Annotated in this window: 15 protein-coding genes; 1 reads left to right on the top strand and 14 read right to left on the bottom strand. The window is 45.7% G+C overall.

Translation table 11 applies throughout. From position 1 onward, the window contains the following. Positions 1-44: 44 nt before the first annotated feature. On the bottom strand, positions 45-329 hold the full coding sequence (locus BR02_RS0112480) for a hypothetical protein (RefSeq protein WP_031517608.1): 285 nt from the start codon (positions 327-329) through the stop codon (positions 45-47). Between the two features lie 60 nt (positions 330-389). Here BR02_RS0112480 and BR02_RS0112475 point away from each other — a divergent pair, with 60 nt between their 5' ends. After that, entirely contained in the window at positions 390-665 is a 276-nt protein-coding gene (locus BR02_RS0112475; protein WP_031517607.1) for a hypothetical protein, read from the top strand. 12 nt (positions 666-677) lie between these two features. Here the strand turns inward: BR02_RS0112475 and BR02_RS0112470 are convergent, their stop codons facing one another. The 13 genes from BR02_RS0112470 to BR02_RS0112405 all read right to left on the bottom strand — a co-directional run. Further along, positions 678-875, bottom strand: coding sequence for a hypothetical protein (locus BR02_RS0112470; RefSeq protein ID WP_238442475.1), 198 nt, complete (start codon positions 873-875; stop codon positions 678-680). A 32-nt stretch (positions 876-907) separates the two neighbouring features. Continuing rightward, positions 908-1,243, bottom strand: coding sequence for a hypothetical protein (locus BR02_RS0112465; RefSeq protein ID WP_031517603.1), 336 nt, complete (start codon positions 1,241-1,243; stop codon positions 908-910). 3 nt (positions 1,244-1,246) lie between these two features. After that, positions 1,247-1,786, bottom strand: coding sequence for a hypothetical protein (locus BR02_RS0112460; RefSeq protein WP_031517601.1), 540 nt, complete (start codon positions 1,784-1,786; stop codon positions 1,247-1,249). A 2-nt stretch (positions 1,787-1,788) separates the two neighbouring features. Continuing rightward, positions 1,789-2,136, bottom strand: a complete 348-nt coding sequence (locus BR02_RS0112455) for a hypothetical protein (protein WP_031517599.1) — start codon at positions 2,134-2,136, stop codon at positions 1,789-1,791. Between the two features lie 3 nt (positions 2,137-2,139). Next, the gene (locus tag BR02_RS0112450) at positions 2,140-2,526 is read right to left on the bottom strand and encodes an HK97 gp10 family phage protein (RefSeq protein WP_031517597.1); all 387 of its coding nucleotides are present in this window, start codon (positions 2,524-2,526) and stop codon (positions 2,140-2,142) included. A 188-nt stretch (positions 2,527-2,714) separates the two neighbouring features. Continuing rightward, positions 2,715-3,047, bottom strand: a complete 333-nt coding sequence (locus BR02_RS0112440) for a phage head closure protein (protein WP_031517593.1) — start codon at positions 3,045-3,047, stop codon at positions 2,715-2,717. After that, positions 3,044-3,322 carry a hypothetical protein gene (locus BR02_RS0112435; RefSeq protein ID WP_031517591.1) on the bottom strand — a complete coding sequence of 93 codons (279 nt, stop codon included), beginning with the start codon at positions 3,320-3,322 and terminating at the stop codon, positions 3,044-3,046. Before BR02_RS0112435 ends, BR02_RS0112440 begins: the two co-directional genes overlap by 4 nt. Then, positions 3,313-3,429, bottom strand: coding sequence for a Rho termination factor N-terminal domain-containing protein (locus tag BR02_RS16115; RefSeq protein WP_420795394.1), 117 nt, complete (start codon positions 3,427-3,429; stop codon positions 3,313-3,315). Before BR02_RS16115 ends, BR02_RS0112435 begins: the two co-directional genes overlap by 10 nt. 47 nt (positions 3,430-3,476) lie before the next feature. Next, positions 3,477-4,670: a phage major capsid protein gene (locus BR02_RS0112425; RefSeq protein ID WP_031517590.1), complete on the bottom strand. Its 1,194-nt coding sequence runs from the start codon at positions 4,668-4,670 to the stop codon at positions 3,477-3,479. Further along, positions 4,655-5,239, bottom strand: a complete 585-nt coding sequence (locus tag BR02_RS0112420) for an HK97 family phage prohead protease (RefSeq protein WP_031517588.1) — start codon at positions 5,237-5,239, stop codon at positions 4,655-4,657. Before BR02_RS0112420 ends, BR02_RS0112425 begins: the two co-directional genes overlap by 16 nt. A gap of 2 nt (positions 5,240-5,241) precedes the next feature. Then, complete coding sequence (locus tag BR02_RS15510) at positions 5,242-5,394, bottom strand: hypothetical protein (RefSeq protein ID WP_157834975.1); 153 nt, start codon at positions 5,392-5,394, stop codon at positions 5,242-5,244. After that, positions 5,391-6,590, bottom strand: a complete 1,200-nt coding sequence (locus BR02_RS0112410) for a phage portal protein (protein WP_031517585.1) — start codon at positions 6,588-6,590, stop codon at positions 5,391-5,393. Before BR02_RS0112410 ends, BR02_RS15510 begins: the two co-directional genes overlap by 4 nt. Further along, positions 6,591-7,271, bottom strand: a 681-nt coding sequence (locus tag BR02_RS0112405; protein WP_031517583.1) for a terminase TerL endonuclease subunit, incomplete at its 5' end; no start/stop codon positions are given.

Genomic DNA, 7,271 nt, shown 5'->3' with positions numbered 1-7,271 from the left:
CACCTGCCTTTATACAACAAAAACGCACCCGCTTAGGATGCGTTTTATATTTCCTCTCTCAATCTGTCCATGCCCACCTTGATTCTCGCCTGTAAGTCTTGTATCATACGCTTTGTTTTGCGTTTATTTCTTTTTGGACCTTCCTGTAACACCCTCACCGTGTCCTGCAGTTCCCGGATACCAGTATTAGTGTAGTGCGAAACATACTCTTGGCCGCAATGTGGGCAACAAAAATAAGTTTTTAATATGTCGTCGTAAACAATATCGGTGCCCGGTTCTATTAATGTAAATTCTTCTTTACAACCTTTATCGCATTTTAATTTCAGCATTTATTGCACCGCCTTTTATGTTATACTATTGTAAAGTAAGCAAAAGGAAGGAGTTGGATAATGTCTAAAAAAGTGGAAATGTGGGAGCCGTGCCCCAGGTGTGGTTCGAAAAAGGTTAATGCCCAAGGCGGTTGTTTCTTTTTTTTACTAGGTTTCGCGTTGTTAGGTGTTAGTATTTGGCTAATATTACTTGTCCCGCCAGTAGGCGTTGCCGGCATTTTACTTGGTATAGGGTTTATGTTTGCCTCACCATTTCTGAAAAACATGCTGCAGTGCCAAGACTGTAAAAAAGCATGGAAATTTCCACACAAAACGAAGCATAAAGAAGGGGTATAGCGACCCCTTCTTTTATTTTTGACCAAATTTTTCTCTCAATCTTTTCCGATCCGGTGTTGTCTGTTCCAATATCCAGCATTTTTCAAGATACTCCCGACCGCTTTCGCTTTGCTCTAGCCGGTAAATAAACGCATCCCGGAGCAAGGCCCGGAAGTCGTCCACTCTTATATCCTCTAAGTCAAGAAAACTAATCCGGGCGTAATCACTCACTATTTTAGAGTCGAGTGAGTGGATAACATATTTTACTCCCTCATCACCTTGGCTTGGGTAATGAGGGATTTTAAGTTTGGGTCAGCCAGCACACCCCTTGTAAATTCCACGTACCCTATCAATAGATCCAACATATCTTCAAAATCAAATTTCTGTATACAGGCATCAGTGATTTTAACACCTTGCCTGTTTGTGTCTAGTACATCCCTAACCAGTGTGGACACCTCCTGAAAATCCATACCATCAACATTCTTGGTTGCTTCCAGCCTCCCCATCAGCTTCAGGGTTGGTGTTGGCAAACTAAGTGGTGTCCCATCATGTAGTTTTAACTCAAAGTATTTCTTTTCCCGTTTCTGAAAATCTAACACCGGCTACACCCCTTCTATCTCTTCTTCCAAGATGATCAAAGTCCCATCTTTATCAGCTGGTTGTGCTTTAAATTCCGCGTTAATGACTGTTTCTGCGTCTTTAGTAAATGCGATAGTAAAGCCGGCCTCGTTACTACCTACAACAGTTACTCGTAAGTCACCATCTGCCGCATCCTCATGTAAAAAACGGACAACGTATTTCCTACCATCGTAATTACCAGCTCCGCCGATTTTTAATGTCCTAATACCCTCGTCCTCGGTAACCCGGCCGGTGCTGCATAGCGTCTTTAGTTTATTTAGGTTCCAGGTCATTATGCCAGATTTTAAAACCGCTTCTTCCTCAGTCAACACTTTTTTAGATACTTGCCCCAGGTCGTCTTTAGCCTCGTAGAAAGTTGGTGTGTATTCCAGACTAGCCCCGCCTTTAATGTGGCCGAGGCGGTTTTCTTCAGTCTCAATTACGTTATTTTCCGGCATTTCTCCGGTAAATTCCATAATGTATAATTTACCGCTACCTAATACAATTTTTTGAGTGTCGCTCATACTTAACCCCTCCTAATTTTAGTTGTAAATTCGATATGGTAGGCCGCTTGATACAGGTTTTCAGATTCGATGGGCGTTTCATAAACCTGGTATGGGATACCTTTAGCATCCAACATGGATTCAACTAACTGCTGGCTTGCCGGGTCTTTATGGATTGTGTACAACTCAATCAGGTACCCGGTGCGCTTTATCTCGTTTCTATCGTCGGAACCATAGGCGCTGGCATCCGCCACATGGTAAGTAATAAACGGGGGCTCTGGTGCCGGGTTCCCAGGGCCCACCTTGAACTCGCTATAGGCAACCGGCATACCGAGTGCTTTTAATGCCTGGTATAGTTCTGTTTGTGTCATGGCCTAACCCCCATTCCTAATGATCCGCTTGATCCGTTCCTCCATATCGGGAACATGTTTGTCGTAAGCCGGGCGTATGTGAGGGATCGCCTCCACCCGGCCACCACCAACCTTGGCATGGCCAAATTCCAATAGGTGTGCTATTGGCCCTTTGGTTTTATTGTGGATAACATATTTAATCTCGCCGCCCAAAGTTGTTTCTTTTTTTCGAGTCCAGCCTTTTTTGTATTCCCCGGTTTCTACGGGTGAGGTGGCCTTGACTTCCTTTAACACGGCGTTCGAGGTGGTGCTAAGTTCTTTTTCAACAGCGGCACTAACATCTTCGGTATATTCCTTCACCGCCAGAGTGATCTCTGCGGCAAGATTATCAATTTTAATATTGCTAGCCATCACCATAACCCCTTAACACCTTAAAACACACATAAGGATACAGTAGCCACATATACCATTTAAGCTCACACTTTTTCAGACACTTGTAAATGATAATAGGGACGCCCCACCGTTTTATAGTAAGTTTGTAGGTAAGTGACGGTTTGAGGCCGTTAGGTACAGGTTTCAGCTCCATATATCTCGGTAATTTAGCCATCAGTAGACACCCTTTCGCAAGTCAACTCCATTTCATCAAAGGCCAACCTAGACCCTTGCCGGGCCATACCACCCCGGTAAGTCCTTATCACTTTATACCGGGCGCCTTCAAACTCCACTTCTCGTTCCCCATTGTATTCATACTCGTGGATTACAAATACCATTGCTGGTTTTAGTCCGGTTACGGCAGCGCTGTAAAATTCATCCCGGGAAATAGATTTTAGGCCACACAGTACCGTTGTTTTGGTTTCAACTGGTATCTGCACCCCAATCTCGTTTTCCTCCCATGTGTGGCTAATTAGGGTTAGTTCGTGGTCATAGGTCACTGGCCACCACCCCCGGTATGGATGATTAGATTGTGCAGCCTAAATTGCAGGTGCCGGGGCATGGCCTTGTCGCTATCCCGGGACTGGTACCGCCAAGTGGCGTAGTCCACCACAAACATTAAATGGTAAGGGTTGGCACCATCCAGTACCAACCCCTTCTCGTCTTCAAGCTCTTTAATTACACTTTCTGTAATGGTGGTTAAATAGGTATCCCGGACGTTTGTCCGTATCCCTAACCTCTCTTTAACTAAACTAGTAGCTAGTGTTACGTCCATCCCATCGCCTCCCTGATGGCGGCAATTATGTCCGCTTTTGTCATACGGGCATTAAGCCCGGGAATGCCCAACCCATCTGCGTACTCGACCAACTCGGCCTTGGTCATAGCTTCGAGGTCAGGCATTTCCGGTGCGGACACGCTTAATAGCCCGGTTATTCCCCCGGCTCTGGTGCGTAGGTGACGTAGTAACCGGCCTGCTCGTCTCCCACAATGACGTCAAACCGCAGGAAGCCAGCAAGTAGCTGACCATAAATGTTATGGTCTACCCACTTAACAGATAACTGTTTGCGGTCGAAGAACTTGCAGAACGCTTTGGCATCGCCAACGAACGCCACCATGTCGCCCTTAACCGAGCCGATCATCTCGTCGTCAAGCACGACGACTTCTTTGCCTTTGAGCCTCTTGCCGCTTGGAAGTTTGATGTCGTCTTGGAGCAGGTAACGACCATGATTGTCTTTCATTAGATCAAGCTCATTGAAGAAAGACTGCGACATGAACAGTTTGACCTGATACGCAGTTTTGAAGCCGGTATTGAGCAAGGTGATAAACTCATCCAAGTTCTTCACGGTCTTAGCAGTTGCAGTCTTTAGCAGTTCTGCAATAGCGTAGTTCCGAGTGTTCAGCTTCTGGTCGGTAATTTCTTCGTCGATTAAGCCGACGATATCATAGTCCGCATCCTCAATGACTTCTTGAGATACAGGAATGTAACCACGATAGGTGTCGATTTTGTAGGGCTTATCCGTAACCTGCGGTTTTTGGAGTTCCGGGTTTGCCTCTAACTCTTCGACGGTGCTCATTTTGCTGCCAGACTTAGAAATAATCGGATAGGTCCCAGAACCACGGTTTGCCTTTACAACCTTGACATACCGGGTCAAGTCAACAACATCCTCGGGCACTTTCTCAGGAGATAAAAACTCCTCTGGCACGAGTGCTCCCCCATCAATAACTTTGAAGCCTTCGACTTCTCTCAATACCTTTCCTTTACTCCGCACATACTCGTTGATAGCAGAGCGGAGTTCTTTCATTTGCTCACGACCCTTGTTCATATTCTCTTTCCCCCTTACATTGTTAGGTGGCTCTTTGGACTTGATTTCTTCGAGTTCACCTTCTAGTTCGGCAATCTCATCCTCAAGCTTGGACTTCTTTTCCTTAAGCTCAGCCTGCTCAGCCTCCAGCTTCTCAACTTCTTCGGTGACCGCTGTAATTTCCTCATCCGTCTGAGCTTCTTCGATGGCCGCTTCCAACTCCTCGGAGCGCACCTTGAAAGCATCTTCCTGTTGCACTAACTCATTAAGTGAGCTTTTACGCTGTTCAATCTGTTTTGATAACATTAACTGTCTAAGCATGTTTTTAACCTCTCTTTCAGTTGTTTTTTACGCACTTCTAGCCGGCGTTTTCTGTGTTGTTCCACCTCTGCTTTACGGGCTTGCACCCCTGTATCCTCATAGGCCGGGAATGTAACCACCGATACCTCGTGTAGATCAATCCCAGTGATTCGCCACTTTACCGTGCCATCATCCCGCCAGTCTGTCTCCTCGGAGGTGATGTTGAAGCCGAAGGAGCACTGGTCAACGTCACCCCGTTTTACCCTTTCGTAAATGTTCACGGCATCGGTATCAGCGGGGTTGATTTTAACCCTTCCCCATAACCCATAGTTATCCGTTTTCAACTCTAGGGTCCCCGCTTTGCTGCGGCCTAGGACCAGTGTCGTATCGTGATTGACTAAAGCCCGAATGTCGTTGCTCAGCGTTTCGTCAAAGGCCTCCGGTGCTATCTCCTCGTAAGCACCCGGCCAAAGTTCAGTTTGCCGGTTGAACACAGCAAAATAACCCTCGATATACATTTCATTGCTGTCGTCTGCCCTAGTTGTAAGCTCCGTTTGCAGGCTTCGGGTTTGCTTAATCTTCCTGTCCATCGTTACAACCTCTCCTTTTTGGGGCCTTTAACAATGATGATTCTTATTTCTTCAGGATTCACCCATATTGAAGATACCTCTAAAGGTTTTAATATCAAAGTTTCACCGTCTTTAAACACTAATTTTGTTTCGTCAAAAATGCTAATTTCTTTCAATTATCCTCACCCCCCTGGATAAGCTTCTTCTGGTCGCCGATCATGCCAAGCGGTATATAGTTTTCAAGAATAACCAACTCTGACAATCCCTCTCTCGGCGACATACCAAGCCAGTCTCTCACTTCATTGCCGGTCATGATGCCGCGGACATACATATTGGCTCCCACATCGGCAAGCTCTTTTATGTCGTAGGCATACAAGCTGCGCGGGTTGAACTTGAAATACAGGTCCGGGCTCCAAAGTAGCTTCCTGGTCAGTTCCTGCTCAATGCTTTTGGCAAGCGGCAAAATGGTGGAGTTGATGAAGTTGTTGTATTCATCTTTGTTGTACTTCCCTACGCCCAAGAAAAAAGCCGGCACACCAAATATGCCAGCTACTGTCTTTTTATCTATTTCCACCGATTCATGAATCGCCAGGTCTTGAAGTGTCAAAGGTCTAACCTGCTCTACTTCGAGTAGTTCAGCAGGTATAATCCATGGTTGTCCTGCTTCATTTGCTTCAAGATACTTCTTGAAAACACCATTCCTGCCTTCATCACTAGATAGTTCTGCTGTCATAGCATCTACCTTGACTATAAGACTTGGCATGTATTTCCCGCTCATAAAACCTTTCTTAGTTCGAGCAGCTTGCTTTAGGTTATTTACAACGTCTCGTAATACAACCCTATACCCTCTACCTCTCCAAGGTTCCTCTGGGTCCGGATTTATTAAAAAATGGAGTAGTTCATCAGGATTGAAAACGATATCCCCATACTGCACTTTGTACCCATTGTTCGTGGTGGTAAAACTAATTTGTGATGGTTTAAGAGGGATTAACTCGTCGATTAGGTCGTCTTTTATTCGTGGATACACAAAGCTATTGCCCTGACCATCCAAGAGCATGGTGTAAACAATGTTATACATCCAAGCCTTACGTGTCATTAGGCTGTATGGGTCTATGTCAATTTTCCGGGACAATGAATTCCTAACCCGGATATCGCCATCTTCGGTGTTCTGCATGAGGTGAATAGTCATGGAGCTGATCAGATCAGCGATCTTGTGAGCTGCCATTCGTACTTCGGGATTGTCGGACAGCCGAGTGTACCCGGGAACATCGAAGTCCTCTAGGTTGCCATGCAACACCAGCCATCTAGCCGTAGGGTCTCTAAGTAATTTAGCTCCTCTTATCAATCGTTTTGCTGTGTTTATTAACCCCATTTACTCACCACCTTTCAGCCATTTTACAGCTGTCCCAGATTTAGCTAGATTTTTTAACATCTGCATGCAAGCAAAAACAGAGGCATCAAACAGGTCTATCCTCTGTGTGGGCAACACTTTCTCATATTTCACTGCATCGTCAACCTGCTCAATCGCTCGGACGTTCTGGACGCAATACTCATAAGCGTCGCTATGCAAATAATAAAACTTGCCTGCTTTAACCTTTTTCTCAATGTGCCGGAAACCTTCAGACTTAAGGTGGTAAAGCTGCGGTGTATCCTCTATCCGAAACCTTGCCTTCTTCATCTCCAAGAAAAACTCTCGCCCAAATTTGCGGTCAAAACCAACTTGCTTGATGTTAAAACCCTTCTTGCGCATACCCATGAACCACTTTACAACGGTCTGGTGGTCGGTAACAGGAGAATTGGTCATAGTGAGCCAACCGTCATCCTGCCAGCCAAAGAGTGGGATATTGTCCTCTTCCGCTTTAGTATGCGCTGCTACAATTGGGAAAAACGCGTGAGTTATTACAACATCAACATCATCATACGTTCCATACAGAGCCGCCGCGGTCAGGTCATGTAATTTAGCAAGGTCTGCCCCACCATACCACTCGATTGGGAGCTTCGCTAATTCATCCAAAGTCCAGTTGTATTTGCGGTCACTGGCTCGGAACTCCTC

It is taken from the genome of Desulfofalx alkaliphila DSM 12257 (assembly GCF_000711975.1).
GTDB classification, from domain to species: domain Bacteria; phylum Bacillota; class Desulfotomaculia; order Desulfotomaculales; family Desulfohalotomaculaceae; genus Desulfofalx; species Desulfofalx alkaliphila.
The sequence above is the reverse complement of the archived record's forward strand: the minus strand, read 5'-3'. Positions and strand labels throughout refer to the sequence as shown.